Source organism: Streptomyces sp. Ag82_O1-12 (genome assembly GCF_900182715.1).
Classification (GTDB): Bacteria; Actinomycetota; Actinomycetes; order Streptomycetales; family Streptomycetaceae; genus Streptomyces; species Streptomyces massasporeus.
In genome coordinates, this window is sequence record NZ_FXUW01000001.1 from 4,090,576 (window position 1) to 4,117,557 (window position 26,982).

Consider the following 26,982-nt stretch of genomic DNA (forward strand, 5'->3'; position numbering starts at 1 on the left):
AGCCCGGCGGAACGGGGTACCTCCCCCAAGCTCTCGGCTTCGCTCGAGCAGGGGGGACCCCCACGCCCACCCGTGCCGCCCCTAGCGGCACGCATGCCCGCAGCTAAGCGGCTGCGCATACCCGCAGCTGGGCGGCTGCACATTCCCGCAGCTGGGCGGCTGCACATTCCCGCAGCGGGGGCGGCCCGCACCCGCCGTCGTACGCAAGGGGCCGTGTCGGGGGGTGTCCGCCCGCAGCGGTTGGCGCGTCAACGCCAGTCAGTCGGTATGAAGGCCCATCGCGCCGTTCCGAGGACGGACACCCCCCGGCGCGGCCCCGACCCCCACCCAACGCGAAGGCGAAACACACGCGCACCCCCACCGATCCACCGCTACACCCGCCGCCCCCCACCGGCCCCCGCCCCCAACGCCCCCCGCTGCGGCGCGATCCCCGCCGGTACCGCTCGCTGCCTGGCCGGCGTGCCCGTCCAGCATGTGCCTCGGCGGGACAGCAGGCGGCGCAGCCACAGCTCCAGGGAGACCAGGTCCGCGAGGCCGTCCAGGGGCAGGGGTTCACCCGCCGCCGCGCCGCGCAGCGCCTTGCGGACCACGCGGGCCTCGACCAGACCGGCCTCCGCCAGCAACGGGGTGTCGAACAGGGAGACCAGGGAGTCCGCCGCCACACGCAACCCCGTACGCTCCGCGGCCGCAGCGGTCGCCTGGGTCGGGGCGCCCCAGCCGGGCGGCAACTCCCGGACGCCTGCCCCTTCCAGCACCGTACGCAGGATCGCCGCCCGCGCTCCCGGCCGTACCCGCAGCGCTTCGGGCAGCGCCCGGGCCGCCCGGACGACCTGGTTGTCGAGGAACGGCGCGTGCAGCCGCTGGAAGCGGACCTCCGCCGCCTGCTCCAGCACCCGCAGGTCCGCCGCGTGCCGCGCCAGCGCCGCTCGCGCACGGAAGTCACCCGGCCGCTGCCCGGGCCCCACCAGCTCCGACCGGTGTGTCGCCGCCTGAAGGCGAACCGATACTTCAGCGAGTGCCTCACCGGTCAGCCAGCGCGCGGCCGGCCCGGGTCTGCCCCAGGTCAGCGCGGCGAGCGAGGCGTCCAGCGCACCCCCGGGCGCGTCGAGGCCGTCGTCGGAGCGAGGGTCGAGGAGACGCTCGGCGAGGGACTCCAGCCCCGACCGGTACGGCGTACGGGAGAGCCGCCGCGCCGCCGCGTACACGCGCGCGGGCACCAGCACCGACCCGTCGGCCTTGGCCAGCGCGGCGACCGGCCGTACGAGATGCCGCCGCCGGCGGTCCATCAGCAGGTCGGCGAGCCGCGCGGGATGGGCGTCCAGCACCTGCCGCGCCCCGTACCCCGTGAAGTGGTCCGCGCTGCCCGCCGCCAGCCGGGCGCGATGCCGCGCCGCCGACACCAGGCACGGCCCGGGTTCGTCGGTCAGCGGCCCGTCCAGGTCGGCGTAGGGGAGGGTCTCCTCGCCGCCCGCCACGACGACGTGGTGCAGCCGCGGGTTCGCCGCCAGCGCGCCCGCCCGCTCCAGTTCGGCCTCCCGCCCTCCGACGGCGAGGTCGTTGAACGTGACGGCCAGCAGCCGCTCCCCCGCGCCCGTGCCGTGCCCCAGCACCGTGCCCGGCATCCCGGGGAGCCCAGCGGCCAGCAGCGCAAGCGCCCCGGAGGCCGGGCCGCCGGACAGGTCCGCGCCGATCCCCGGCACCGGCATCCCGCGTGCGGCCCGTCGCTCGGCGGGTCCCATGCCGGGCACGGGGCCCGGGTCTATGTCCATCCCCGGGACGTGCCGCGGAGCGGACAGCCGCGTCCGTACGGCTTCCACGAGCGCGTCGCGCACCGCGTCGACCGCACTGTCGGGATCGGCCGGGGGCGCCGCGACGGCCAGTGAGGCGACCGGCTCGTACCCGGCGATCTCGCGCGCCCCGGCGCGCAGGATGAGGGCATGCCCGGGCGGAACGCGCTTCACGCCGTCGTACGGCGTGGAGTCGTGCAGCGCGGCGGGCACGTCCGGCGCGGCCAGCAGCGCGGCGAGATGCCCGAAGTCGAGGTTGGCCTCGATGAGATCGGCCAGCGGCAGCGCGGCGGTCGCGTACGCCGTACCGCCGGCCCAGGGCGTGTGGAACACCGGTCGTGCGCCCGCGAGGTCGCCGCAGACGGTGAGCCGCCTGCCGACCTGGACGATCGCGGTGTAGCTGCCCGGCCAGGCGGTCAGATGCCGAAGTGCCCCACCGCGCGCGGCGAACAGCGCGACGCGCAGTTGCTCGTCGGTGGCGCCGCAGATGCCGAGGACGGCGATCCTGGTCCGGTCGTCGGCCTTCACGACCCGCACCTCGTCGGGGCGCCAGTCGCCGACCGCCCACAGCGGATCGGGATCACCCCACAGGAGTTGGGACCCCACCGGGTGCAGGGTTTCACCCTCGCTGCCGGTCGCCCCCGCCGAACCGGCAGCGACGGCTCCCGCGGCGGTGCTGCTCCATCCCACCAACCACCGCATCGCCGCCTCCACAGGCTGTGGACAACCAGTGCACCGTACGAACCGGTTCACCATGCTGCCATGAAGGAAGCGTTCCAGAGGGTGCCGACGCCGCTTGCGCTCCGCCGAATGCGCCCCGGCGGAGCCACCCACACCGCCCCGAACCCCCCGAACACCCGCACACCGCCCGCGAACACGGGCGGGCAAGACACCGGACGAAGGGACGAACGAAGGAACGGACGCAAGGACAGCCGAAGAGACAGACGCAAGGACGGCCGAGGCGGCAGACGCCGCCAGGACGGCCGAAGAGACGAACGAAACACCGCACGAGCCACCGCACGAGCCACAGAACGAGCCACCGAACAGGACGGCCGCGGAAGCAAGAAGAACCCCGGAGCAGCGAAGAGACGGCCAAGAATCAAGGCACGCCAGCGACATGTCCGCAGTACGACTGCGACGCGAATGCGCCCCCGGAACGCGCCCCAATCACACCCGACGCGCCCTCAAGTGCCGTGGTAGGAGCCTTGATACCCCGCGATCGACGGGGTCGATTTTCAGCCAAATCGGCGTAACACGCGCAGCTTCGAACACGCTCCGTACAGGCTCGGCACGCTGCCACCCGGTCGCGCAGTCCGGGAGACGGAGCACGCCTCCCGGACCGTTCCGCCGCCCGCGGGGATGTAGGCGGCGGTGTCCCCCAGCCCACTGGATCCAGTACAGCGGGCCGACCCACGCAACGACCATGGAACCGCTCCCGCGATGGCCGGAGAAGAGCGCACGGACAGGCGCACGGCCACACACTGGGAGCACGTCGCAACAGCCCGTATCTGAACCGCACTTCAGTACGGACCACAATCCCGCCAACCGGAACAATGCCCCTTAACGCTTGGGATGCGGCGAACTACGCTGGGTTTACGAATGCCGCGTGGTTATGCCAGTGCGGCAGCCGTCTGTGTCGAGGGGTGGCTCATGTCCAGGGAGCAACGCGGGCCGAACGAGAAACTCGGCGCCGTTCTCGCCCTCGCGGGAATCAGCAACGCAGGCCTCGCGCGGCGTGTCAACGACCTCGGCGCCCAGCGCGGTCTGACGCTTCGCTACGACAAGACGTCGGTGGCGCGCTGGGTGTCGAAGGGCATGGTGCCCCAGGGTGCCGCCCCGCACCTCATCGCCGCCGCCATCGGCCAGAAACTCGGCCGCCCGGTGCCGCTGCACGAGATCGGCCTGGCGGACGCGGACCCCGCACCCGAAGTCGGCCTCGCCTTCCCGCGGGACGTCGGCCAGGCGGTCAGGTCCGCGACCGACCTCTACCGCCTCGACCTCGCCGGCCGCCGGGCCGGTTCCGGAGGCATCTGGCAGTCGCTGGCCGGATCGTTCGCGGTGAGCGCATACGCAACGCCCGCCTCACGATGGCTGATAACCCCGGCCGACAGTTCGGTCGCGCGTGACGTGGGCCCCGGCGAGGGCTCCGGCGCACCGCTCAAAGTCGGCCACAGCGACGTGCAGAAGCTGCGAGAGGCCGCCGAGGACGCGCGGCGCTGGGACTCCAAGTACGGCGGTGGCGACTGGCGTTCGTCCATGGTCCCCGAATGCTTACGGGTGGAGGCCGCCCCGCTGCTGCTCGGCTCGTACTCCGACGAGGTCGGCCGGGCCCTCTTCGGCGCCTCCGCCGAACTCACGCGACTGGCGGGCTGGATGGCCTTCGACACGGGCCAGCAGGAAGCGGCCCAGCGCTACTACATCCAGGCCCTGCGCCTGGCCCGGGCGGCGGCTGACGTCCCCCTCGGGGGCTACGTGCTGGCCTCCATGTCCCTCCAGGCCACCTACCGCGGCTTCGGGGACGAGGGCGTGGACCTCGCCCAGGCCGCCCTGGAACGCAACCGCGGACTGGCGACGGCCCGCACCATGAGCTTCTTCCGCCTCGTCGAGGCACGCGCGCACGCTCGCGCGAACGACGCCGCGGCGGCCGGCGGCGCCCTGAAGGCCGCCGAGAGCTGGCTGGAGCGCGCCCGCCCCGGCGACAACGATCCGAGCTGGCTCGGCTTCTACTCTTACGACCGCTTCGCCGCCGACGCGGCCGAGTGCTACCGCGACCTCAAGGCGCCCCGCCAGGTCCGCCGCTTCACCGAGCAGGCCCTGTCGAAGCCGACCGAGGAGTTCGTCCGCTCGCACGGCCTGCGCCTGGTCGTCTCGGCGGTCGCGGAACTGGAGTCGGGGAACCTGGACGCGGCATGCGAGCAGGGGGTGCGGGCGGTGGAGGTCGCCGGGCGGATCTCCTCGGCCCGTACCACCGAGTACGTCAAGGACCTTTTGCACCGACTGGAGCCGTACGGCGACGAGCCGCGGGTGGTGGAGCTCCGTGAGCGTGCACGCCCGCTGCTGATGACTCCGGCGTAGCCGAACCAGGCATGCGGCCCGTCCCGCGTTTGAAGGCATTGTCAGTGGCGCAGTGCACTATCGAAGCGGGAGGTGGTGCGAGTGCGGATCACATACGACTGTGACGTGCTGGTGATCGGCGGCGGCATCGTCGGCCTGTCGACGGCGTACGCGATCACCCGCGCCGCACCGGGCACACGTGTCACCGTCCTGGAGAAGGAACCGGGCCCGGCCCGCCACCAGACCGGCCGCAACAGCGGCGTCATCCACAGCGGCATCTACTACCGCCCCGGCTCCCTCAAGGCGCGCTACGCGGTGCGGGGCGCGGCGGAGATGGTCAAGTTCTGCGCCGAGTACGGCATCCCGCACGCGGTCACCGGCAAGCTGATCGTCGCCACCGACCGCGCGGAGCTGCCCCGCCTGCACGCGCTCGTGCAGCGCGGCCGGGAGAACGGCATCCCGGTGCGGGAGCTGGGCGGCCCCCAGATCGCGGAGTACGAGCCGGAAGTGCGCGGGCTCGCCGCGATACACGTCGGCACGACGGGCATCTGCGACTTCGTCGCGGTCGCCCGCCAGCTGGCCCACGGCTCGGGCGCGGAGATCCGCTACGGCACGCGGGTCGTGCGCGTCGACCGGCGCCCCGAGCGTGGGGTCGCCGTGCTCACGGCCGCGGGCGACGTCGTACGCGGGCGGGTCCTGGTGAACTGCGCGGGTCTGCAGTGCGACGAGATCGCCCGGCTCACCGGGGACGACCCGGGCATGCGGATCGTGCCGTTCCGGGGCGAGTACTACGAGCTGGCCCGGCCGGAGCTGGTACGCGGCCTGGTCTACCCCGTGCCCGATCCGGCGTTCCCGTTCCTCGGAGTGCATCTCACGCGCGGCATCGACGGGGGTGTCCATGTCGGGCCCAACGCGGTGCCGGCCCTGGCCCGCGAGGGGTACGGGTGGGGCACGGTCCGGCTGCGCGAGCTGGGCTCGACCCTGGCCTGGCCCGGCTCCTGGCAGATAGCCCGCCGGCACTGGCGGTACGGGGCGGGTGAGCTGCGGCGGTCCCTGTCCAAGACGGCGTTCACGGACGCGGTGGGCCGGCTGCTGCCCGGGGTGTCCGAGGACGACCTGGTGCGGACGGCCGCGGGCGTGCGCGCACAGGCGGTTCTCCGTGACGGAACCCTGGTCGACGACTTCCTGATCCGCGAGGGCGCCAGAACAGTCCACGTCCTCAACGCACCGTCCCCTGCGGCCACGGCGTCCTTGCCGATCGGCCGGGAAGTGGCACGCAGAGCATTGAGCGCGCTGTGAGGCCTGCGGGGCTGCCCTGCCGGCGCCGGGTGGGTCCGCGACCCGGCGTCGAGAGGTGCCGCTGCGTTTGTGCTGGGGCGGGTGGATCCGCCACCCGGCGTCGGGGGGCCGCTGCGTCGGGTGCTGAGGCCGGGTGGGTCCGCAGCCCGGCGGAACGGGGTGCCGCTGTGTCGGTGCTGGGGCCGGGTGGGTCCGCAGCCCGGCGGAACGGGGTGCCTCCCCCAAGCTCTCGGCTTCGCTCGAGCAGGGGGGACCCCCACGCCCACCCGTGCCGCCCCTAGCGGCACGCATGCCCGCAGCTGGGGGCGGCCGCGCCTACCCGCAGCGGGGGCGGCCCGCACCCGCCGTCGTACGCAAGGGGCCGTGTCGGGGGGTGTCCGCCCGCAGCGGTTGGCGCGTCAACGGGGAGTCAGTCGGTATGAAGGTCCATCGCGCCGTTCCGAGGACGGACACCCCCCGGCGCGGCCCCGACCCACCACCCGGCGTAAGGCGAAGCACCTCAGCCGTAAAATCAGGGGCACTGTGTCTGACTCCGCCAACACCCCCGAAGCCCCGAACCCGGCCCCGAACCCGCACCCGGAGCCGCACTCGCACCCGGCCCCGCCCCCGGAGCCGCACCCGCACCCGCACCCGCACCCGCACCCGCACACCCCGGGTGTCCCCGTCCGGGGTACCCGGGCCAAGGGCGAGCCGCGTTTCCCCGACGGGCCGAAGGCCGACCCCGCCGGGTCGCACTTCGAGCGGCGCATCCGGAGTTTCCAGCCCCGCCGCAGCCGCGTCACCGCCGGTCAAGCGGACGCACTCCAGCGCCTGTGGCCCAAGTGGGGCCTCGACATCGACGGCAGCCGGACCCTCGACCTGCCCGAGCTGTTCGGCAACGACAACCCCGTCGTCCTGGAGATCGGCTTCGGCATGGGCGAGGCCACCGCCCAGATGGCCGCCGCCGCCCCCGCCACGAACATCCTCGCCGTCGACGTCCACACCCCCGGCCAGGGCAACCTGCTCAACCTCGCCGACCGCAACGGCCTGTCCAACATCCGCGTCGGCAACGGCGACGCGATCATCCTCCTGCGCGAGATGCTCGCCCCGGACTCCCTCGGCGGCCTCCGCGTCTACTTCCCGGACCCCTGGCCCAAGAAGCGGCACCACAAGCGCAGGATCATCCAGCCCGAATTCCTGACCCTGGCCGCCACCCGCATCAGACCCGGCGGGATCGTCCACTGCGCCACCGACTGGGAGCCGTACGCGGAGCAGATGCTCGACGTCCTCACGGCACACCCCGACTTCGAGAACACGCAGGCGGACGGTGGTTTCGCGCCGCGACCCGACTTCCGTCCCCTGACCCGTTTCGAGGGCCAGGGACTGGACAAGGGACATGTCGTGAACGACCTCCTCTTCCGCCGCGTACAGCACGTGGACCAGCCCCCCGCCGGCGCCTGACCACCCCTGGCACCTCTCCCGCCTGCGGACAGCGCCCATCCGTCGTTAGGGTCAATGCCGTGGCCACCAGTTCCCCACATCCGTCGTACCCCATCGGTCCCACCGACGGCGCACCCTTCGCCGGCTCGGGCACAGCCGGCTCCTCGCGGCACGCCCACTGGTGGCACCGCGCCTGGGTGCGCTACGGCGCTCTGAGCACGCTCCTCGCGATATCCGGCCTGGTCATCCTCGCCCTGGTCCGTGAGGAGACCGGCACGGAAGGGTTCCTGGTCGGGCTGGGGCTGGCCGTCCTCCCGGTGCCCCTGCTGATAGCCGCGTTCCGCTGGCTGGACCGGGTGGAGCCCGGCCCCTGGCGGAACCTGCTGTTCTGCTTCGCCTGGGGCGCCTGCGCGGCGGCGCTGATAGCGATCGTCGCCAACAGCTTCGCGACGAGATGGATAGCGACGGCGACGGCGGACCCGTCCAGCGCGGACACCCTCGGCGCGACGGTGATAGCGCCGGTGGTCGAGGAGTCGGCCAAGGCGGCGGCCGTCCTCCTGGTCTTCCTCTTCCGGCGCCGCGACTTCACCGGCATCGTCGACGGGGTCGTCATAGCCGGCGTGACGGCCACCGGCTTCGCGTTCACCGAGAACATCCTCTACCTCGGCACGGCCTTCGGCACCGACCAGCTCACCGGCGGCAGCGGCATCGCCTCGGTCACGGCGGCGACCTTCTTCGTGCGCGTCATCATGTCGCCGTTCGCGCACCCGCTGTTCACGGTCCTCACCGGCATCGGCTTCGGCATCGCCGCGCTCGCGGCGGACCGCCGGCCGCTGCGCCGTGTCGCCTTCCCGCTCGGCGGGCTGCTGCTCGCGATGGGGATGCACGCGATGTGGAACGGCTCGTCGGCCTTCGGCGAGTACGGATTCTTCGCCGTGTACGCGGCGTTCATGGTGCCCATCTTCGGGCTGCTGACGTGGCTGGTGATCTGGACGCGGCAGCGGGAGCTGAAGACCGTACGGGCGGAGCTGCCGGCCTACGCCGTGGCCGGCTGGCTGACCCCGGCCGAGCCGTACGCGCTCGGCTCGATGCGGGCCCGGCGGATCGCCCGGCAGTACGCCCGCCGGCACGCGGGCAGGGCGGCGGCCCGGGAGGTGGCCCGGTACGAGGCGTACGCGACGTCCCTGGCATTCCTGCGGCACCGGGCCCGGCGGGGCAGCCCCGGGGCGGACTTCGCCACACGGGAGCGGGAACTGCTCGGCGAACTGTGGCGGCGCCGGGAAGTGGCCCGCCCCGCGCTGGACCACGCGGGCCGGATCACCGCCCCTCCGGTCCCGGTGACGGCCCCGCCCTGGCCGGTCTACGGGGTGTACGGGTACGGCCACCAGCCGGCGAGGTACGTCCACCAGCCGGCGCCGTACCCCGCGTACAACCCCTACCGCTCCGCCACGTACAACCCCTACCGCCCCTAGGGCTCCGGGCCCCGCTCAGACCGAGCCCCGCTCAGGCCGGGCCCCGCTCAGGCCGGGCCCCGCTCAGGCCGAGGCCTCCGTGAGCCGTTCCACCTCGGCCGCCGAGAGCGTCAGCTCCCCGACGCCGAGCAGCGCGGGCAGCTGCTCCACCGTCCGCGCGGAGGCGATCGGCGCCGCCACGGTCGGCTGGGCGGCGAGCCAGGCGAGGGCCACGGTGGCGACGGGAACGTCACGCGCCCCGGCGACCTCGTCGAGGGCGTCGAGAACCCTCCGCCCCCGCTCGGTCTCCAGATGCTTGGCGGCGCCGCCCGCCCGCGCGCTCTCGACCTCCGTACCGGGCCGGTACTTGCCCGTGAGGAAGCCGGACGCGAGCGCGTAGTACGGAACGGCCGCGAGGCCGGCCCGCTCGGCGAGGTCCTGCAGCTCGCCCTCGTAGGTGTCACGGGAGACCAGGTTGTAGTGCGGCTGGAGGGCGACGTACCGGGCGAGGCCCTCGCGGTCGGAGAACTCCAGGGACGCCCGCAGCCGCTCGGCGGAGATGTTGGAGGCGGCGATGTGCCGCACCTTGCCCGCCTTCACGAGTTCGTCGAGCGCGCCGATGATCTCCTCGACGGGCACGTCGGGCTGGTCGAAGTGCGTGTAGTACAGGTCGATGTAGTCGGTGCGCAGGCGCCGCAGGGAGGCGTCGGCGGCGGCCTTGATGTTGGCGGCGGACAGGCCCTGGAAGTCGGGGTGCTGGCTGACCTTCGTGGCGACGACGACGTCGGAGCGGTTACCGCGTGCCTCGAGCCACGCGCCGAGGATGGTCTCGGACTCGCCGCCCTGGTTGCCGTCGACCCACGCCGAGTAGACGTCGGCGGTGTCGACGAAGTTGCCGCCGGCGGCGGTGTAGGCGTCGAGGACGGCGAACGAACGGTCCTGGTCGGCGGTCCAGCCGAAGACGTTGCCGCCGAGGGAGAGGGGGAAGACCTCGAGGTCGGAAGTACCGAGCTTGCGAAGAGACGTCATGCTCGGTGTCAACGACCGCGCAGGAACACCTCATTCCGCAACGGACGCAAAACTCCCGTAAACACCACGCCACACCACAGGACGCCACGCCACGCGACGCCACGCCACGCGACGCCACACCACTCCGCGCCACACGACACGACGCCACGCCACACAGCAAAGCCGGCGGCCCTGAAGTCGACAGGTCGTCGTCAGGGCCGCCGATGCTTCAACGAACACGCACTGCTTACGGAGTCAGTCCCTTGCCCCGCAGCCAGGCCATCGGGTCGATGCCACTGGCGGAGCCACCGGAGTGGACCTCGAGGTGCAGGTGCGCCCCGGTCACGTTGCCGGTGGCGCCCACGCGGCCGATGACGTCGCCGGTGCCGACCTTCTGGCCGACGCTGACGCCGATGGAGGACTGGTGCGCGTACCAGATCTCGGTGCCGTCATCGAGGGTGAGGACGGTCTTGTAGCCGTAGGAGCCGTTCCAGCCCGCCTCGGTGATCGTGCCGCTGTGCACAGCCTTGATCGGCGTGCCCGTGGGGGCGGCGAAGTCGAGACCGGTGTGGTGGCCGGAGGACCAGTAGGCGCCGGCCTCGCCGAACGTCGAGGTGAGGGTGTACGAGGAGGTCGGCAGCGTGTACTGCTTGGCGAGGGCGGCGAGCCGCTCGGCCTCGGCCTTCTTCTTCGCCTCTTCCTCGGCCTTCCGCTTGGCCTCGGCGGCCTTGGCCTTGGCTTCCTTCTCCGCCTTGGCGACCGCGTCCTTGGCCGCCTTCTCGGCGGCGGCCGCGGCGTCCTCGGCGGCCTTGGTCTCGATCTGCTCCTGCTGGTGCTCGACCTGGGCCATGATCCGGGCACGCAGCGCGTCACCGGCACCGGCGCGGGCGCCGGACGTGCCCTTCGCGGTGTCCGCGGTGGCGGTGCCGAGGCTGCTGAGCGGGGTGGCGGAACCTTCGGGGGTGTCGTCGTCCGAGATGAGGGAACCCACCGAGGGCAGGTCCGGCACGGAGATGGACACCGGGGGCTTGCCGGTCTGGGCACTGGCCATGCCGCCGGCACCCACGGCGGCTATGACGCCGACGCCCAGGACGGTGGAGCTGCGGGCGAGACCTCCGCCGCGCTGCTTGGTGACGCGATGCCGGCCACGGACGGGACGGATGGATTCCTCGGTGGGGTTCCACTCCTGGAACGGGCCCTCGTCGGTGCGCTGACCGTCGAAGCCGAAGGTGTCGTTCTCGCGCTTCGGCGCGTACGGGGCCGCGGGGGCAGGCCGGTTGGACGCCACGTGGGCGTGCTCCTTTCCTTCCTTCTCGCCTACCGGGTTAGCTGACGGGTTCGGAGCAGGAAGGTCTCCTACGCGCGTATACCTGCCGTGCTTCCACGGTGGTATCCGCCCGATTCACCCCAAGTGGTGGTTCCCCGGTTCCCTTTCGGGATTCGGCGCGTGCGCACGGAGCCGCCTTCTGTGACGGCTGGGACGACCGCGCTGCGTTATCGAACGTTAATGGAGGCGCGAGGGGTATTCCAGCGATTCCACTTGATCATTAACCTTTTTCGCGCGGACTTACCTGCCATGACCGGCTTAAATCGGGCGAGTTGGCCGCATCGTAAGTGACTGACGGGTTTTGACGGTGTGTCAGTTGTTATGCGGAACGGGGTGGTTCGCTCACCGAACGTGATCAGGTGTCGAGGAACGCACCGAGGGCCGGAACCCTTTCGGATTCCGGCCCTCGGCCTTCAGTAGCGGGGACAGGATTTGAACCTGCGACCTCTGGGTTATGAGCCCAGCGAGCTACCGAGCTGCTCCACCCCGCGTCGTTGTGTCACCAGTGTACGCCATCCGCGGGACCACTCGCACACACCCACCGACCGGGCCGTGCTCAGCCCGGCAGATGACGGTTCGGGGCCTTGGCCCGCTCCTCGTGTTCCGGGAGGACGACGACCTCCACCCCCTCGGCCGCGAGGAGGCCGCTGCCGTCGGCGTCGGTCACGAAGGTGTCCGGCTCGCGCCAGGCCGTGACGACCCGCCGTACGCCCGCGTCGAGGATCAGCCGGGCGCAGGGAGCGGGGCGTGAGGCGCGGCGGGCGCACGGCTCCAGGCTGCTGTACACCGTCGCGCCGGGCAGGCGCGGGTCGGCCGGGTCGAGCTTGGCGAGGGCCGCCTCCTCGGCGTGCACGACCGGGTCGCCGGCCTCGCGGGAGTGACCGCGGGCCAGTTCCGTGCCGTCGGCGGCGACCACGAGCGCGCCCACGCTGAACGCCGTGTCCGACGGCGGGCAGCGCTCGGCCAGTTGGCAGGCTAGGGCCAGCCAGTGATGGTCGGCGGCGGTGGGGAGCCGGCCGGTGCCCGGGGCGGTCGGCTCGTAGCGCATCAGGACGACGTCCTCGATCTGCCGCGACTCCAGCAGCCGGAGCCGGCCGCCCTGGTAGCCGCCGGGGCCGAAGAGACGGGGGGCCCGGGGGTCGCCCACGAAGAGCGGGGCGAGGACCAGCTGGAGTTCGTCGGCGAGGCCCTGGGTGAGGAGCTGGGTGTGGATCAGGCCGCCGCCCTCGACCATGAGCCGCCCTACGCCCCGGACGTCGTGCAGGTGCGTGAGCAGCCGCCGCCAGTCGAGGTCGTCGCCGAGCGGGACGACGTCCGCCGCCAGGCCCAGGGCGCGGGCACGCTCGGCGCCCTGGTCGGTGGTGTAGAGGACCTTCTCCCCGCCGGTGTGCCAGAAGCGGGCGTCCGGGTCGAGGTCGCCGGAGCCGCTGACGGTGACCTTGAGGGGGTACTCGGGCTTGCCCGCGGCCGTGCGGGCGGCCCGGCGCTTCTCCGAGTTCACTAGCAGCCGCGGGTTGTCGGCGCGGATGGTGCCGGCGCCGATCAGGATCGCGTCGACGCAGGCCCGGACCTCGTCGACCCGGTCGAAGTCGGCCGGGCTGGACAGGAGCAGCCGGTCGGGTCCGGTGTCGTCCAGGTAGCCGTCGAGGGAGACGGCGGCGGACAGCAGGACGTACGGGTGAGGCATCGGTGCTCCGCGGCTGGTCGGGACGGCGGGACGGGACAGGGCTTGGTTCAAGTTTGAAACAAACCTACACTGGCGGCATGACGACTCGCTGGCTCAGCCCCGATGAGCAGCGCGCCTGGCGCGCTTACATCGCCGCCTCGCTGCTCCTGGAGGACGCGATCGACCGGCAGCTCCAGCAGGACGCCGGCATGCCGCACCTGTACTACTCCATCCTGTCGGTCCTGTCGGAGTCCCCGGAACGGCGGCTGCGCATGACCGATCTCGCCGAGCGGCTGAAGATCACGCGCAGCCGGCTGACGTACGCGGTCACGCGGCTGGAGAAGGACGGGATGCTGCGGCGCGAGGCCTGCCCCCACGACAAGCGGGGCAGCATCGCGGCGCTGACGGACGAGGGGTTCGCCGTGCTGGAGCGGGCGGCGCCCGGGCATGTCGAGACCGTGCGGGGCTTCCTGTTCGACCGGCTCAGCGAGGAGCAGGTGGGGCAGCTGGAGGACATCTCCGCGGCGATCGCACAGGGGCTCCAGGAGGACGGGACCCGGCCGGCGGCGGACGACGTGCCATGGCGGCGCAGGTCGTCGCCGGCCTGTTCGTGACGCGCGTCACACAGAGTCGGATCCTCATTGCTTCAAATTTAAAGCACGAGTAGGGTCATGATCGTGGATCTGCTTCAAATCTGAAGCAATACGGCTGTGCAGCCGAACAGGAAACGGAACCCGGAGGCCCCGCATGCCCGACACCCCTGCCGTCATCGCCACCCCGCGCTCCCGCGTCCGGGTCCCGCTGCGCTTCCACGACGGCTACGAGGCCGACGCCGAGCTCGTCACCTTCCACGGGCTGGCCGACGGCCAGGAGCACGTCGCCGTGGTCCTCGGCGAGCCCGGCCCGGTCCCGCTGGTGCGGCTGCACTCCGAGTGCCTGACCGGGGACGTGTTCGGCTCGGCCCGCTGCGACTGCGGCCCGCAGCTGCGCGAGGCGGTCGAGAGCATCGCCGAGCGCGGCGGCGTGCTCCTCTACCTCCGCCAAGAGGGCCGGGGCATCGGCCTCTACAACAAGCTCGACGCGTACGCCCTCCAGGACGAGGGGCTCGACACGTACGAGGCGAACGCGGCGCTCGGGCTGCCCGAGGACGCCCGCGACTACACGGCCGCGGCCCAGATGCTCAGGGCCCTGGGCATCGGCGAACTGAACCTGCTCTCCAACAACCCCGATAAAGCGGACCAGTTGCGGTCCCTGGGCGTCGACGTCCGCGACCGGATCCCCACGGGCGTCTTCACCACCGCCCACAACGTCCGCTACCTGCGCGCGAAGGTCCTCCAGACGCAGCACACGCTGCCGCTCGCCGCGCTGACGGAGCTCAGCGCCGGCTGAGCCGCCCCCGGTCCGACCGGGCTCCGAACCGGGCTGCTTGCCCCTCGGTTCATCGGGTACAGCCTTTGAGAGAGGGCGACCTCATCAGTACCCGGAGCTTTATGGAAGTGACCGTTTCGTGACCGATCTCGGCGGCCCCGGCAACCACCGGGCGAGGGGCCCGGGCGACGGCCCGGAGACCGTCGCATCGCAGATCACCGATGCCGTGGAGAGTCTGACGGCGCTGTGGTCGATCGCCGCGCAGGACGCGTCCCTGCGCCTGTCCCTGCACCAGTTGCGGGCGTTGCGCACCGTACAGGCGGCGCCCGGCCTGAACCTGACGGCGCTGGCGGACGGTCTGGACATCGGCCTCCCCACGGCCAGCCGCCTCTGCGACCGCCTCACGGCGGCCGGCCTGCTGGAACGGACCCCGCACCCGGACACCCGCCGGGAGGTCCAACTGTGGCTCACGACACACGGACAGCACGTCCTGGGTGACGTCGCCGGCCGCCGCGCCCAGGCCCTGACCGCGGCACTGGCCGCGATGGAACCGGCCGAACGGGCGGCACTGAGCAGGGGGATGCGGGGTTTTCTGGCGGCCCGGAACACGACGCCGGACGCCGGCGGGGCGCAGTGAGTTCCGGCGCGGGCGCTGCGGTGGCGTGAAGACGAACTCCTCGCGCGACGCCGGACGCCAGTGGGGCGCAGCGAGTTCCGGCGTGAGGGCTGCGCCGGCGTGAAGACGAACTCCTCGCGCGACGCCGACCGCCAGTGGGGCGCAGCGAGTTCCGGCGCGCGGGGCTGCGCCGGCGTAACGACGAACTCCTCGCGCGACGCCGGACGCCGGTAGGGCGCAGTGAATTCCGGCGTGAGGGCTGCGCCGGCGTGAAGACGAACTCTCGCGGCGCCGCCCGGCCGCGGGGGCGGTGACCGCTCGCCGTCATACCGACCGCACCGTGGTCGAGTCCGGGCGGCGAGACCGCGGCCCCGCCATGAGACGGCGCGGGCCTTCAACCCGCGCGCCCTACGCGACCCGCCGTGACCCCGCCGCTCGGGCGGACCGTGAACCCGGCCGACGCAGCCGCACCGCGCGACGCCGCCGCTCATCACCGCCCTCCCCCTCAAGCCCCCGAGCCGTGGCGGCTCACCCCGCCGGCGGTCAGGACCGCCACGCACGTGTCGTCCCGTACCGGCCGGGCCGCGCTGCCCGCGTCCCGGAGCACGACCGCGGCCGCCACCGCCGGGTCGCAGCCCGGCAGCACGCCGTCGTCGGGCGGTGTCCATCGGCTGGGCAGGCCGTCGCTGTGCAGGACCAGCAGGCTGTCCGCGTGCCAGGGAACGCGCTGCACGGGCACGGAAGCCGGGGCCTGCGCGCCCACGATGCCGGGGTGGGACAGCAGCGCCTTCCACGTGCCGTCGGTCCGCAGCCGGGCACCGACGTTGCCGATCCCCGCGAAACTCAACTGCCCCGCCGCGATGTCCAGTTGGGCCACGGAGACGGCCGCGCCCCGGGTGGGCCGCAGAGCCCGGCCCAGACTCCGCAGGATCTCGGCGGGCGGCAGCTCGGACAGGCCGCGCAGCTCCTTCACCGCCAGGCCCGAGGCCTCGGCGGCCTTCGCACCGTGCCCCAGCCCGTCGGCGAGCAGCAGGGTCAGACGGCCGCCGCCGCCCACCCGGCCCCAGGCGTCCCCGGAGTACTCGGCCCGGCCGAGGGGGACGTTGACACCCCCGGCGCGCGGACCCGGCGGGGGCGGCCCCTGGTTGCGGACGGCGGGCTCATGACCGATCCGGGCCATCACGACGGTGCCCCGGCCGGGCGCGCTGTGCAGATCGAAGTCGTTCGCTATGCGCCGGCACGTGCCGAGCCCGGCGCCGAGCGAGGCGGCGACGGTCGTCGTGTAGCCGTCGCGCATCGCCGCAGCGACGTCCGGGATGCCGGGGCCGTGGTCGAGCGAGACGAGTTGCACGGCCGCCCGGCGGTCGTCGTCGTGCCCCCGCTCGACGAGGTTGATCAGGATGCGCCCGCCGTCCGCGTGCCGCAGCAGGTTGGTGGCCAGCTCCGTCGCCACGAGCGCGGCGGTGTCGGTGCGGCTCGCGGGCAGGCCGGCGCAGGCACTGGCCTCCTCGGCCGCCACCCGCACATCCCGCACCCGGGTCGAGTCGTCCACCGGCACGTCCCAGACCCTGCTCATCACGGCACCGTCCGGGAAGACGGTACGACGGTGGCCCAGGCGGTGACGGTGACGGTGGTCCCCTCACCGGGCCTGCTGTCCACCTCGAACTCCTGCACCAGCCGCTTGGCACCGCTCAGGCCCAGCCCGAGCCCGCCGCCGCTGGTGTAGCCGTCGGTCAGCGCCAGGTCCAGGTCCCGGATGCCGGGCCCGGTGTCGACGAAGTCCAGCCGCAGCCCGTGCGACGACCCGGCGTCCAGCGGGGTGAGCCGCACATGGCCGCCCCCGCCGTGGACGAGGGTGTTGCGGGCCAGCTCGCTCGCCGCGGTGACGAGCTTGGTCTGCTGCACCAGCCCGAACCCCAGCTCGGCGGCTGCCTGCCGGACCTGCTGGCGCACCCAGGCCAGATCGGCGTCCGAGCCGATCGGCAGGCTGGCCGGACCGGCATGGCGGGAAGCCTGCATCACGGACTCCCCTCGCCCCGGCGCGTGGTCACGCCCAGCAGCTCCATGGCACGTTCGACGTCCAGGGCGGTCCGCAGGCCGGGCAGGGTGAGCCCCAGCTCGACCAGGGTGATCGCCACCGCCGGGCGCATCCCGGCCAGTACCGTACGGGCCGCCAGCAGCTTGGCCCCGGCGGCGATCTCGGCGAGGACCCTGCCGAGGAAGGAGTCGACGATCTCCACGCCGGAGATGTCGATCACGACCCCGCTCACCCGGCTGTCCGAGATCCGGGTCGTGATGTCCTGCTGGAGCTGCTCCGCCATCTCGTCGTGCAACTCCCCCTGGAGGGTGACCAGCAGGACATCGCCCAGCTGGAGGACCGGCACGGTGAAGCCGTGCCCGCCCGCGGGCCCGTGTCCCGCGAAGGCGGTCACCGCGTGCCCGCGTCCGCCGCCGCGCCGGCCGCCCGCAGCGGTGCGATCTCGACCCCCTGCTCGCTCAGCGCGTAGGCGAGCGCGTCCTCCAGGCTCGAGCGGGTGAGCACCGTACCGAGGTCGATGCCCAGGTGGACGATGGTCTGCGCGATCGCCGGCCGGATGCCGGACACGATGCACTCGGCGCCCATCAGCCGCGCCGCCGCCACCGTCTTCATCAGGTGCTGGGCGACCAGCGAGTCGACCGTGGGCACGCCGGTGATGTCGAGGATCGCGTACCGGGCACGCTCGGCGACGATCGCGTCCAGCAGGCTCTCCATGACCACCTGGCTGCGCGCGCTGTCCAGGGTGCCGATCAGCGGCACGGCGACGGTGCTCTCCCACAGCTTGATCACCGGGGTCGCCACCTCGTGCAGCTGCTCGCGCTGCCGGGCGATCAGCTCCTCGCCCGCGCTGACGGTCGTCTCCATCACGACCAGGCGCAGCGTGCCCATGAGCACGGTCAGCGCCACCACGGCCTCCTGGGCCTCAGGGGCGTAGGGCTCGGGGAACTCGGCGCGCAGCAGCTCGGTCACCGGCTCGCGCAGCGCGGCCACCTCGGTGGCGACCCCGTCCGGGTCGATGCCCGTACGGGCGCGGGAGGCCGCCATCCGGCCCAACTGGTCGCGCACGGACGCGAACCCGGACGCCCGGATGTCGTCCATTCGCCCAGAGGCCGCCACCGCCGCCAGCGCCGCCGTCACGGCCCTGCCCGCCTCCACCGCCTCGTCCCGGGAGACGGTGAAGACCGTGCGGAACAGCGCGGCGTCCGCCCACCGTTGGGCGATCTGCTCCCGACGCCGCTCCAGAAAGGCGCTCACCTGGTATGCGGCCGGCTCCTGTTCCGCGTTCTCTTCCGACACCGACACTTGCATCGCTCCCTTGCACGGACCGGACCGAGGTCGCGCGACGACGCCTCAGCCATTACTTGCCGTATGACAAACATTAGTGCCGGCGTCCGGCACCATCAAACAACTGCTCACGGGCACCCCCGACCTGCGCCTTCCCCGTCCCTCACCGACCACGCCAGTCCAGACACACCACGAGGGCGTCGTCGTCCGGGGTCGACCGGCCGCGGTGGCCCGTCAGTTCGCGCAGGACCGCCCGGGGCACCTCGGCCGCCGGCAGCAGCCGGGTCGACTGGATCGCCCTGGCCAGAGCGGCATCCCCGTAGGCCTCGCCGCCCGGGGAAGCGACGTCGTAGACCCCGTCGCTGACGAAGACCAACCGGTCGCCCGGCTCCACGTCGAACTCCTGGACCACATAGTCGGTCTCCTCGAACATGCCGAGCGGCAGCTGGGCGTCGAAGGGCACCCGCTCCACCCCGCCCCGGCGCAGCCGCAGCATCCGCGGCGACCCGGCGTCCACCGCCCGCACCCGCCCGGTGGCCAGGTCGAAGTCGAGCATCAGCACCGAGAGGTAGCAGCGGCCCCGGTAGTGCGCGTACACCGCCTGGTCGGCCAGGGCCGCCTGGTCGTCGATGGACAGCCCGGCCCGGCGCGCGTTGCGCAGGGCGTTGATCGCCAGGTTCGTCAGCAGGGAGGCCTCTATGCCCTCGCCCATGCCGTTGGTGACGTAGAGGCTGAGCCGGTCGGCCGAGGCGGACCAGTCGAAGTTGTCACCGAAGATCCCGTACGCCGGTTCCAGCTGCGCGCCCAGCTCGTACTCGGGGCGGGCGCAGGAGCGGCCCGGCAGCAGCTGCCACTGCATCTCGGCGGCGAGCGTGAGCCGGTCCCGGCGGCGCGCCTGGAGATACAGGTCGGTGTCCCGCTCGGCCACGACCACCTCGTGCCCGAGCACCTCGGCGATCTCGGCCAGCTCGCCCAGGCAGCCCCCGGCGTGCTCGCCGCCGGGCAGGGTCACGGTCAGCACCCCGAGCCGGTCGCCCCGCACGGTGACGGGCAGGTGGGCCCGCACGAGACCGCCCGAGAGGGCCTCCACATACGGCTCCTGCGCGCCGAACGCTCGACCCGCCGGGCTGTTGTGCACGGACACCGGCTGGAGGGTGTGCGGCAGCACGGACACCGGCTGAAGCACCGTCAGTCCGTAGTCGGCCAGGAAGAGCTCGACGGAGTCCGCCGTGTACTGATCGGTCAGTACACGACGGACCGCGTCCAGCAGCTGATGGGGGGCCGCCGTGCGCAGGGCGCGCTCGGCGGCCACGAATCTGTTCGTGATCGTGGTCACAGTGGTCTGTTCACCATCCTCGGTGGGACGCCGACGCGCCCTCGAAACGGGTTCTTGTCCACGGGCCGGGAAGCGGGACCCGGGCGGTTCAACTCACGCCTAGTACGCTGACGGCCATCCCGGCGCCTGCGAGAGTGTGACTGTGACTTCCCTCCGACCCCGCCCAGAGCCAGCAGAGGTCGCCCATGTGACCTCCACGGCCGCGGAGTTGCTGGAAGTCCTGTGGGGCCGAGCCTCCACCGCGCCGGCCTCCGCGTCCCAGCTGCGGGTGCTGCTCATCCTCGAACACCACGAGGACATCAACCTGCGCACGCTCGCCGACTCCCTCGCCTCCACACCGCCCTCGACCAGCCGGCTGTGCGACCGGCTCCAGGCGGCCGGGTTCGTCGAGCGCGAGGTGAGCGCGTCCGACCGGCGCGAGGTCCGCCTCCACCTCAGCGGCCGGGGCCGCGCCTTCCTGGCCGACCTGCGGATGCGCCGGGAGCAGGCGCTGCGCGCGGTGCTCGACCAGATGCCCGCGGCGAAGCGGGTCGCACTGCTGCAGGGGCTGGAGGCGTTCTGCGACGCGGCGGCGGCCCAGATACACGACGACTCCGAAGACTCCCGCCCGTCCGGTACCCGGACTGCCTGACATACGCGCCGCCCCGCACGGAATCGTCCCTTCCGCTCTCTTCCCCGAGCACGTTCGGCACGCTTAGGCTGTTGCCCTCCACCTATAGTTGTCAAACGACAACTGTCCGTTCCACGAGCCCCCAGGCCTTCTCTCCCGCACCCCACCGCCCGCCCTCCCCGCTCGTACCGTCGCAGTACCGGTCCAGGTACCCCGACACCGCCTCGACCTGCGCCGACTGTGGTCTACATCTCGCCGGGGCATATGCGGGGCATGACCGGAGCGAGCGCGGGTAACGGCGCGGAAGGTGGCCTGTCGGGGGATCGGAGCGGGCCGGAACGAGAGGGAGGGCCCGTGACGGCGACCATGCGCATCGACACGACGACGGATTCCGCCACCTGCACCGGTGACGAACTGCCGCAGATCGCCGAGCCCCAGAAGCTCGCCCCGCAGGACGCCCGCGGGCTGACCGGACAGTTCCTCGACCGGCTCGCCGTGCTCGAAGAGGGCACACCCGAATACCAGTACGCCCGCAACACGCTCATCGAGATGAACATGTCGCTGGTGCGCTTCGCGGCCCGCCGGTTCCGCACCAGCGGCCAGTCGATGGAGGACATCGTCCAGGTCGGCGTCATCGGACTGATCAAGGCCATCGACCGGTTCGAGGTCTCCCGCGAGGTGCAGTTCACCAGCTTCGCGGTGCCGTACATCATCGGCGAGATCAAGCGCTTCTTCCGTGACACGTCCTGGGCCGTACACGTGCCGCGCCGCCTCCAGGAAGCCCGCACGGAACTCGCCAAGGCCACCGAGGAACTGGCCTCCCGCCTCGGCCGCGCGCCGAAGGTCGCCGAACTGGCGGCACTGATGAACCTGTCCGAGGAAGAGGTCGTCGAGGCCCAGATCGCCGCCAACGGCTACCTGTCCTCCTCCCTCGACGCGACGGTCACCGGCGACCCGGACGAGAGCGAGACGACACTGTCGGCGTTCATCGGCGAAGAAGACCCGGCCCTCGAACTCGTCGAGGACTTCCACGCCCTGGCCCCACTGGTCGCCGAACTCGACGAACGCCAACGCCTCATCCTGCACCTGCGCTTCGTGGAGGAACTGACCCAGGCGGAGATCGGCGCCCGGCTCGGCATCTCGCAGATGCACGTCTCCCGGCTCATCTCCCGCACGGTGGCCCGCCTGCGGTCGGGAATGCTGACCACCGGCTGACCCGCCCCCGACCACGACAAGAGCCCCGGTCCGGAGACGATCCGAACCGGGGCTTCCTTGTAGGCCCTGTGGGACTCGAACCCACAACCAATGGATTAAAAGTCCACTGCTCTGCCAATTGAGCTAAGGGCCCAGGCGATGTTGCCCCCACGAGCATAGCCGGACGACGCCGCGTCTCCGATCGGGTATCGGTGTCCCGGCCCCGCCAAAGGGACGAACAGGGTCGATGAGGGGCACGAACCGACCGGTTCAGGCGGGTCCACGCTGACCCCGGAGCACCCACCGCAACGACGGAGCGCCGTGGCCCGCCCATTGGGGCGAAGCCACGGCGCTCTCATGCGCTGATGTCAGCCGTTGCGCTTCCAGCGCGGCTTGTCGTCGCGACGCTGGAACGAACCGCCGCCGCGGTGCTCGTCACGACGACCGGAGGGACGGTCGTGACCGGAGGAGCGGAAGCCGGGGCGGTCGCCCTGACGGTCGCGGTTGAAGGGGCGGTCACTGCCACGGTGCCCACCGCGCTCGTCACGACGCTCGAAGGAACGGCCCGGACGGTCATCGCGACGGAAACCGCCACCACGGTTGTCATCACGACGCTCGAACCCACGACCACCACGGTCATCACGACGCTCGAAAGAACGGCCACCACGGTCATCACGACGCTCGTCACGACGGAAACCGCCACCACGGTTGTCATCACGACGCTCGAACCCACGACCACCACGGTCATCACGACGCTCGAAAGAACGGCCACCACGGTCATCACGACGCTCGTCACGACGGAAACCGCCACCACGGTTGTCATCACGACGCTCGAACCCACGACCACCACGGTCATCACGACGCTCGAAAGAACGGCCACCACGGTCATCACGACGCTCGTCACGACGGAAACCGCCACCACGGTTGTCATCACGACGCTCGAACCCACGACCACCACGGTCGTCCCGGTCGACGTCCTGCGCCACCGGCTGCTCGGGCACGGACACCTCGGCCGCCGCGGCCGCCACCGCGGCCTGGGCCTCGGCCACCGCGGCCTCAGGGTCCTCACCCTGCTCGCGAGCGATCCGGGCGACCAGACGGTCGGCCTCCTCACGCAGCTCGTTCGCACGCCGCTGCGCCCGCTCCAGCTCCTTGGTGAGCGAGGCGACCTCACGCTCGGCCTGCTGCGCGGCGTTACCCACGGACTCCGCCTGGACCTCGGTCATCGACCGGGCACCGGTGATCTCGGCGACCTCCGGGTCGAAGGCGCCGGCACCCTGGATGATGTGACGCGTGGCGTCGACGCCCGCGTCCTCCATCAGCCGGAAGATCTGACGCCGCTGGTGCGGCAGCGACAGCGACACGACGGTGCCGGAGCGACCCGCACGCGCCGTACGGCCGGACCGGTGCAGGTAGTCCTTGTGGTCCCCGGCCGGGTCCACGTTCAGCACCAGGTCAATGCCGTCGACATGGATACCGCGCGCGGCGACGTCGGTCGCGACGAGCGCGTTGACGTAGCCCTTCTTGAAGTCCTCCAGCACGCGGGTGCGCGCACCCTGCGTCATACCGCCGTGCAACGCGTCGGCCTTCACACCCGAATCGCACAGCTGCTCGGCGATCCGGTCCGCACCCAGCTGGGTGCGGACGAAGATGATCGTGCGGCCCTTGCGGGAGGCGATCGCGGCAGTGACCGGCGCCTTGTCCTTGGGCTTCACGATGAGAATGTGGTGCGACATGGTCGTGACATTGCCCTGGGCGCTGTCGACCTCGTGCGTGACCGGGTTGCTCAGGTAACGCTTGACCAGAGTGGAGATCTCGTTCTCCATCGTGGCCGAGAACAGCATGCGCTGACCGCCGGCCGGCACCTGGTCGAGCAGCTCCGTGACCTCGGGCAGGAAGCCCAGGTCGGACATCTGGTCGGCCTCGTCGATGACGGCGACCTCGATGTCCTGCAGGGAGCAGGCGCCACGGTTGATGAGGTCACGCAGCCGGCCCGGAGTGGCGACGAGCACGTCGACACCGCGCTCCAGGGCGTAGATCTGGTTGCCCATCGACGTACCGCCGCAGACGACCTTCATCTTCAGGCCGAGGACGTCGCCGTACGGCTGGAGCGCGTCCGCGACCTGCATCGCGAGCTCACGGGTCGGGGTGAGGATGACCGCGCGCGGCTTGTGCTTCTCGGTGCGGCCACCGGCGAGACGCGCCAGCGTCGGCAGACCGAACGACAGGGTCTTGCCGGAGCCGGTGCGGCCACGGCCGAGGATGTCCTTGCCGGCCAGGGCGTCCGGAATGGTCGCGGCCTGGATCGGGAAGGGGGTGGTCACGCCGTTCTGCGCGAGCTTGCGCACAACGCCTTCAGGGAGACCGAGGTCCGCGAACGTGACCTCGGGGGCGTCCTCGGCTGCCTCGTTCTCGGGCACGACGACGTGATCAGTACTGGCAATGGACATGCGAATGCGAAACCTTCCGGAGTCTCAGTCGGCACGCGCCCGTCAACTCCGTGATTCGCGATTCGCAATACGACCGCCTCAATGCGGTCCACCACGGCAAGGGAGAGTACGCGCCACACGGCGCGCTCTGCAGTGGCGCCGGGCAAGATGGGATCAAACGATCTGCCACCATACGCACTCCGGGCCCCTCAAGGCAAACCGGACTGTCCAGGCGACAGCAGGCCACCGTCCGACGACCGGACAGCAACCCAAGAGCGCCAACCACCCTCCGGCCACGATTGTTCCCACCCCCGAAGAAAAACTTCCCGCCCCTCCGGCGCATCCCCACAGCCCGCCACCCCACCTGCGCATCCCCACGGCCCCACGCCCTGCCTGCGCATCCCCACGACCCGCCGCCCCGCCGACGCATGCCCACGACCCACCCCCCGCCAGCGCATCCCCACGGCCCTACGCCGGCGACCCCGCCTCCGGCGCCGGCTCCCGCTGCGCGAGCTGAGGCCCAGGCGGCTCATGCGCCGACGACGACGGCTCCGGCGTCGGCTCAGGCGACGCCGACGGCTCCGGCGGCGTCGGCGTCGGCTCCGGTTCAACCGTTCGGGTAGGCGTCGGCGGGACCGGCGGCTTCGGCGTGGGACGACCCGGCTTCCCCGGCCTGTCACGCCCCGGCACGGTCGGACTCACGTGAGCGCTCGGCGACACCTCCGGGGACGCCGACTCCCCCGCCCGGCCACCCTTGCCCTTCTTGCCCTTCCCGCCCTTGCCGCGCCCCCGCTCACCACCGGCCCCGGCCGCACCGAACCCGGCACCACCGCCCGACACCGCAGGCCCGCCATCAGGCGCCTCACCACCCCGCTGCCCGGCGGAGTGCGACGGCTTGACGCTCCCACCCGTGTCGTCACCGACACTCATGCAGCCCGCGGCAGCGGCGACCGCCACGACCGAGGCGGCCAGTCGGACGGGTACGTACAAGGGGCGCACGAGGCCACCTCCGGAAAGAGTGAAGGAGTCAACACCTCCAACTCCCGCCGCCCACAAGAGGACACGCGCCCCGCATTCACAACCCGGTCAGCCGTAACCCAAGGCGTGAAGGCGCGCATCATCGATACCGAAATGGTGGGCGATCTCGTGCACCACAGTGATCTCCGTCTCCGCGACGACATCCTCCCGCGACTCACACATCCGCAGCGTCGGATTCCGGTAGACCGTGATCCGATCGGGCAGCACACCGGCATACCACTCACCCCGGTCAGTCAGCGGAGTCCCCTCATACAGCCCGAGCAGCTCAGGATCATCCGACGGCGGCTCGTCCTCCACGAACACCGCCACGTTGTCCATCAGCCGCGTCAACTCCGGCGGAATCCGATCGAGAGCCTCGGCGACCAGCTCCTCGAACTCCTCACGCGTCATCTCCAGCACAGGCCCATTGTCAGCCACGACCCCGCCGTACGAGAGGCATACGGCGCCGCATATCCAACCCCGGACTTGGGCATACGGGACCAATGGCCCGCGTCCCCGCCGCAGTCCTGAATGTCCTGAACCCGATCCGCAAAGCCCCACACGCCCTGGCCCGCCGCTACCGCTCCCGCCAGGCACCCACCACCATCGAACTCGTGGCACAGCCACACCCATGGACCCGCGCGGTAGGACTCGTAGCCGTCGTCGTCCTCGGCGCCTGGCTGGGACTGCTGGTCGTCGGCAACGTCCGGGTCCCAGTCGGCCCCATGAACACCACCATGACCCTGCGCCCCTCCTTCACCGGCGGCACCAAAATCAACATCTCACCACTGGGCGCCCTCCAGCTGGACAGCCACATCGCACCCGTCCGCCTGGACGTCAACGTCGACCAACTCGACCCCGACCGCTCCCAAGCCCTCGTGAACCACCCCGAACGACTCTCAGGACTCCAAGACGAGGTCACCGACGACGTCAGCCGCGGCACCCTCGACCTCGCCATCCGCTCCAGCGTCGCCGTCGTCGCCGGCGCCACCACACTCGGCCTCGCCGTCTACCGCCGCCCCCGCCGCGCCCTGGCCGCCGGCAGCCTCGCCCTCACCCTCCTCGCCGCCTCCGGCGGCACCGCATACGCCACCTGGCGCCCCGACTCCGTCCTGGAACCCAAGTTCTCCGGCCTGCTCACCTCAGCACCCTCCCTCGTCGGCAACGCCCGCAACATCGTCACCGAATTCGACGTCTACCAAAAAGAGTTGGCCCGCCTGGTCACCAACGTGACCAAGCTCTACGACGCCACCTCCACACTCCCCGCCTACGCGCCCGACCCCTCCACGATCCGCGTCCTGCACGTCTCCGACATCCACCTCAACCCCGCGAGCTGGAAGATCATCGCCTCACTCGTAGAGCAGTACAAGGTCGACGTCATCGTCGACTCCGGCGACACGATGGACCACGGCGCCGCCGCCGAGAACAGCTTCCTGGACCCCATCGAGGACCTCGGAGCCCCCTACATCTGGGTCCGCGGCAACCACGACTCGATGATCACCCAGCGCTACATGAACGACCTGAAGAACGTCCACGTCCTGGACGACGGAAAAGCGCAGACGATCAAGGGCCTGCGCTTCGCGGGCATCGGCGACCCCCAGTTCACCCCCGACCGCTCACAGCAGACCGGCGCCGAGCGGTCCCAGGAACTCGCCGGCGCACGCCTGGCCACCGCCCTGCGCGACCAGAGCACCGCAGGCACCCCGGTGGACATCGCCGTCACCCACGAGCCCTCCGCCGCCCGCGAGGTCGACGGCGAAGTCCCCCTCGTCCTGGCCGGCCACCTCCACCACGACGAAATGGAGGACCTCCCGTACGGCACCCGGCTCCGCATCGAGGGCTCCACCGGCGGCAGCGGCCTGCGCGCCATCGAAGGCAAGCACCCCGACCCCATCGAGGCGTCGATCCTCTACTTCGACCGCGACACCCGCCACCTCCAGGCCTGGGACGAGATCGAACTGGGCGGCCTCGGCCTCACGACGGCAGAGGTCAGCCGCCACCTCCCGAAGGAGAACCAGCCCGGCGCGAGCCAGTCCCCCAGCACCCCGTCCGAGGCCACTTCCTCACCCTCCCCCTAAA

At 71.8% G+C, this 26,982-nt stretch carries 22 protein-coding genes, 2 tRNA genes and 1 riboswitch; of the genes, 10 read left to right on the forward strand and 14 right to left on the reverse strand.

Features of this window, described 5'->3' with window-relative positions; translation table 11 throughout:
• Positions 1–371: 371 nt before the first annotated feature.
• On the reverse strand, positions 372–2,489 hold the full coding sequence (locus tag QOL88_RS18730) for an asparagine synthase-related protein (protein ID WP_097217548.1): 2,118 nt from the start codon (positions 2,487–2,489) through the stop codon (positions 372–374).
• 948 nt (positions 2,490–3,437) lie between these two features.
• On the opposite strand from QOL88_RS18730, the gene QOL88_RS18735 reads away from it, so the two are divergent.
• From QOL88_RS18735 to QOL88_RS18750, 4 genes are all read left to right on the forward strand, one after another.
• Positions 3,438–4,862, forward strand: coding sequence for an NsdA family TPR-like regulatory protein (locus QOL88_RS18735; RefSeq protein ID WP_097217550.1), 1,425 nt, complete (start codon positions 3,438–3,440; stop codon positions 4,860–4,862).
• A 75-nt stretch (positions 4,863–4,937) separates the two neighbouring features.
• Positions 4,938–6,140, forward strand: a complete 1,203-nt coding sequence (gene lhgD, locus QOL88_RS18740) for an L-2-hydroxyglutarate dehydrogenase (RefSeq protein ID WP_179878900.1) — start codon at positions 4,938–4,940, stop codon at positions 6,138–6,140.
• Between the two features lie 522 nt (positions 6,141–6,662).
• Positions 6,663–7,580 (forward strand): tRNA (guanosine(46)-N7)-methyltransferase TrmB, encoded by a 918-nt coding sequence (gene trmB, locus QOL88_RS18745; RefSeq protein WP_097217554.1) that lies wholly within the window; start codon positions 6,663–6,665, stop codon positions 7,578–7,580.
• Between the two features lie 59 nt (positions 7,581–7,639).
• Positions 7,640–9,031: a PrsW family intramembrane metalloprotease gene (locus QOL88_RS18750; RefSeq protein WP_097217556.1), complete on the forward strand. Its 1,392-nt coding sequence runs from the start codon at positions 7,640–7,642 to the stop codon at positions 9,029–9,031.
• 63 nt (positions 9,032–9,094) lie between these two features.
• Here QOL88_RS18750 and QOL88_RS18755 read toward each other — a convergent pair whose 3' ends face one another.
• The 4 genes from QOL88_RS18755 to QOL88_RS18770 all read right to left on the reverse strand — a co-directional run bounded on the left by QOL88_RS18755 (position 9,095) and on the right by QOL88_RS18770 (position 13,032).
• A complete protein-coding gene (locus QOL88_RS18755) occupies positions 9,095–10,039 on the reverse strand; it encodes an aldo/keto reductase (protein WP_097217557.1) in 945 nt (314 codons plus the stop codon).
• A 226-nt stretch (positions 10,040–10,265) separates the two neighbouring features.
• Entirely contained in the window at positions 10,266–11,306 is a 1,041-nt protein-coding gene (locus QOL88_RS18760; protein WP_097217559.1) for a M23 family metallopeptidase, read from the reverse strand.
• A gap of 11 nt (positions 11,307–11,317) precedes the next feature.
• A riboswitch (cyclic di-AMP (ydaO/yuaA leader) is annotated at positions 11,318–11,474 on the reverse strand.
• Positions 11,475–11,762: 288 nt separating this feature from the next.
• Positions 11,763–11,836 (reverse strand) — tRNA-Met (locus QOL88_RS18765).
• A gap of 65 nt (positions 11,837–11,901) precedes the next feature.
• A complete protein-coding gene (locus tag QOL88_RS18770) occupies positions 11,902–13,032 on the reverse strand; it encodes a dihydrofolate reductase family protein (protein ID WP_097217561.1) in 1,131 nt (376 codons plus the stop codon).
• Between the two features lie 77 nt (positions 13,033–13,109).
• Between QOL88_RS18770 and QOL88_RS18775 the strand changes: the two genes are divergently transcribed.
• From QOL88_RS18775 to QOL88_RS18785, 3 genes are all read left to right on the forward strand, one after another.
• The gene (locus QOL88_RS18775; RefSeq protein WP_097217562.1) at positions 13,110–13,625 is read left to right on the forward strand and encodes a MarR family winged helix-turn-helix transcriptional regulator; all 516 of its coding nucleotides are present in this window, start codon (positions 13,110–13,112) and stop codon (positions 13,623–13,625) included.
• 133 nt (positions 13,626–13,758) lie between these two features.
• On the forward strand, positions 13,759–14,400 hold the full coding sequence (locus QOL88_RS18780; protein ID WP_097217564.1) for a GTP cyclohydrolase II: 642 nt from the start codon (positions 13,759–13,761) through the stop codon (positions 14,398–14,400).
• Positions 14,401–14,518: 118 nt separating this feature from the next.
• Complete coding sequence (locus QOL88_RS18785; protein WP_097217566.1) at positions 14,519–15,016, forward strand: MarR family winged helix-turn-helix transcriptional regulator; 498 nt, start codon at positions 14,519–14,521, stop codon at positions 15,014–15,016.
• A gap of 484 nt (positions 15,017–15,500) precedes the next feature.
• Here the strand turns inward: QOL88_RS18785 and QOL88_RS18790 are convergent, their stop codons facing one another.
• From QOL88_RS18790 to QOL88_RS18810, 5 genes are all read right to left on the reverse strand, one after another.
• Positions 15,501–16,571: an ATP-binding SpoIIE family protein phosphatase gene (locus QOL88_RS18790; protein WP_097217568.1), complete on the reverse strand. Its 1,071-nt coding sequence runs from the start codon at positions 16,569–16,571 to the stop codon at positions 15,501–15,503.
• Complete coding sequence (locus tag QOL88_RS18795) at positions 16,571–17,014, reverse strand: anti-sigma regulatory factor (RefSeq protein ID WP_097217570.1); 444 nt, start codon at positions 17,012–17,014, stop codon at positions 16,571–16,573. The genes QOL88_RS18790 and QOL88_RS18795 overlap by 1 nt, the downstream gene beginning before the upstream one ends.
• On the reverse strand, positions 17,014–17,427 hold the full coding sequence (locus QOL88_RS18800; protein WP_097217572.1) for an STAS domain-containing protein: 414 nt from the start codon (positions 17,425–17,427) through the stop codon (positions 17,014–17,016). The genes QOL88_RS18795 and QOL88_RS18800 overlap by 1 nt, the downstream gene beginning before the upstream one ends.
• On the reverse strand, positions 17,424–18,335 hold the full coding sequence (locus QOL88_RS18805) for an STAS domain-containing protein (RefSeq protein WP_373559293.1): 912 nt from the start codon (positions 18,333–18,335) through the stop codon (positions 17,424–17,426). The genes QOL88_RS18800 and QOL88_RS18805 overlap by 4 nt, the downstream gene beginning before the upstream one ends.
• Positions 18,336–18,480: 145 nt before the next feature.
• Complete coding sequence (locus QOL88_RS18810; protein ID WP_373559294.1) at positions 18,481–19,653, reverse strand: PP2C family protein-serine/threonine phosphatase; 1,173 nt, start codon at positions 19,651–19,653, stop codon at positions 18,481–18,483.
• Positions 19,654–19,789: 136 nt separating this feature from the next.
• Between QOL88_RS18810 and QOL88_RS18815 the strand changes: the two genes are divergently transcribed.
• Positions 19,790–20,284, forward strand: a complete 495-nt coding sequence (locus QOL88_RS18815; protein ID WP_179878901.1) for a MarR family transcriptional regulator — start codon at positions 19,790–19,792, stop codon at positions 20,282–20,284.
• A 345-nt stretch (positions 20,285–20,629) separates the two neighbouring features.
• Positions 20,630–21,478, forward strand: a complete 849-nt coding sequence (locus QOL88_RS18820; RefSeq protein ID WP_179879125.1) for an RNA polymerase sigma factor SigF — start codon at positions 20,630–20,632, stop codon at positions 21,476–21,478.
• Between the two features lie 60 nt (positions 21,479–21,538).
• Here the strand turns inward: QOL88_RS18820 and QOL88_RS18825 are convergent.
• The 4 genes from QOL88_RS18825 to QOL88_RS18840 all read right to left on the reverse strand — a co-directional run bounded on the left by QOL88_RS18825 (position 21,539) and on the right by QOL88_RS18840 (position 25,323).
• Positions 21,539–21,611, reverse strand: a tRNA-Lys gene (locus QOL88_RS18825).
• A gap of 214 nt (positions 21,612–21,825) precedes the next feature.
• Complete coding sequence (locus QOL88_RS18830; RefSeq protein WP_097217580.1) at positions 21,826–23,907, reverse strand: DEAD/DEAH box helicase; 2,082 nt, start codon at positions 23,905–23,907, stop codon at positions 21,826–21,828.
• A gap of 447 nt (positions 23,908–24,354) precedes the next feature.
• On the reverse strand, positions 24,355–24,885 hold the full coding sequence (locus QOL88_RS18835) for a hypothetical protein (protein ID WP_097217581.1): 531 nt from the start codon (positions 24,883–24,885) through the stop codon (positions 24,355–24,357).
• An 87-nt stretch (positions 24,886–24,972) separates the two neighbouring features.
• The gene (locus QOL88_RS18840; protein WP_031108284.1) at positions 24,973–25,323 is read right to left on the reverse strand and encodes a metallopeptidase family protein; all 351 of its coding nucleotides are present in this window, start codon (positions 25,321–25,323) and stop codon (positions 24,973–24,975) included.
• An 83-nt stretch (positions 25,324–25,406) separates the two neighbouring features.
• On the opposite strand from QOL88_RS18840, the gene QOL88_RS18845 reads away from it, so the two are divergent.
• Complete coding sequence (locus QOL88_RS18845; RefSeq protein ID WP_179878902.1) at positions 25,407–26,981, forward strand: metallophosphoesterase family protein; 1,575 nt, start codon at positions 25,407–25,409, stop codon at positions 26,979–26,981.
• The last annotated feature ends 1 nt before the right edge of the window (position 26,982 follow it).

What these genes read in the sequence shown, in the direction of transcription:
- QOL88_RS18775 (WP_097217562.1), top strand. Translation starts at nt 13,110, where the DNA reads ATGACGACTCGCTGGCTCAGCCCCGATGAGCAGCGCGCCTGGCGCGCT.
- QOL88_RS18730 (WP_097217548.1), bottom strand. Translation starts at nt 2,489, where the DNA reads ATGCGGTGGTTGGTGGGATGGAGCAGCACCGCCGCGGGAGCCGTCGCT.
- QOL88_RS18770 (WP_097217561.1), bottom strand. Translation starts at nt 13,032, where the DNA reads ATGCCTCACCCGTACGTCCTGCTGTCCGCCGCCGTCTCCCTCGACGGC.
- QOL88_RS18845 (WP_179878902.1), top strand. Translation starts at nt 25,407, where the DNA reads ATGGCCCGCGTCCCCGCCGCAGTCCTGAATGTCCTGAACCCGATCCGC.
- QOL88_RS18795 (WP_097217570.1), bottom strand. Translation starts at nt 17,014, where the DNA reads ATGCAGGCTTCCCGCCATGCCGGTCCGGCCAGCCTGCCGATCGGCTCG.
- QOL88_RS18755 (WP_097217557.1), bottom strand. Translation starts at nt 10,039, where the DNA reads ATGACGTCTCTTCGCAAGCTCGGTACTTCCGACCTCGAGGTCTTCCCC.
- QOL88_RS18820 (WP_179879125.1), top strand. Translation starts at nt 20,630, where the DNA reads ATGCGCATCGACACGACGACGGATTCCGCCACCTGCACCGGTGACGAA.
- QOL88_RS18735 (WP_097217550.1), top strand. Translation starts at nt 3,438, where the DNA reads ATGTCCAGGGAGCAACGCGGGCCGAACGAGAAACTCGGCGCCGTTCTC.
- QOL88_RS18780 (WP_097217564.1), top strand. Translation starts at nt 13,759, where the DNA reads ATGCCCGACACCCCTGCCGTCATCGCCACCCCGCGCTCCCGCGTCCGG.
- QOL88_RS18790 (WP_097217568.1), bottom strand. Translation starts at nt 16,571, where the DNA reads ATGAGCAGGGTCTGGGACGTGCCGGTGGACGACTCGACCCGGGTGCGG.
- QOL88_RS18830 (WP_097217580.1), bottom strand. Translation starts at nt 23,907, where the DNA reads ATGTCCATTGCCAGTACTGATCACGTCGTCGTGCCCGAGAACGAGGCA.